The 408-nt window shown below is 41.4% G+C and carries 1 pseudogene; it reads left to right on the top strand.

The features are described 5' to 3' along the window. A pseudogene (locus tag P5683_RS25920) lies at positions 1 to 212 on the top strand (hypothetical protein); the annotation flags it as partial. Positions 213 to 408: the final 196 nt, after the last annotated feature.

Genomic DNA, 408 nt, shown 5'->3' with positions numbered 1-408 from the left:
ATACGGTTTTGAATGGGAGGGGATGGAGGCGACTCCATTCTCGACCCCTAATCAAAACGGAGGGGATTGACGCTACCTTAGAAGTCTTAAAAGGAGTAGCTAAATTACCCGTGCCGTTAAATGTAGCACTGGAAAGGTTAACTGCCTTGGGGGTTGACATTGACAGCCCTGAAGCTAAATTATTCCTTAGGGTAATTTATCAGATAGATTAATTTACCCACTACAATCTCATAAGTTAATACCCCTAGATTAAACTCCTAGGGGTTATTTTATGGCTACAAATTGATAGATCCTACTACGGTTTTGAGTAACACCTAAGTAACGGTAGAATAGGGGTTATAGGCTATGTATCAGGTTCGATTCCCATATGCTCCATTTTCAGTAAACCCTAGTCTAGTAGCTATCGCG

The sequence above is a fragment of the Limnospira sp. PMC 1279.21 genome, assembly GCF_032349615.1.
Classification (GTDB): Bacteria; Cyanobacteriota; Cyanobacteriia; order Cyanobacteriales; family Microcoleaceae; genus Limnospira; species Limnospira fusiformis.
This window is presented reverse-complemented; position numbering and strand designations above follow the sequence as displayed.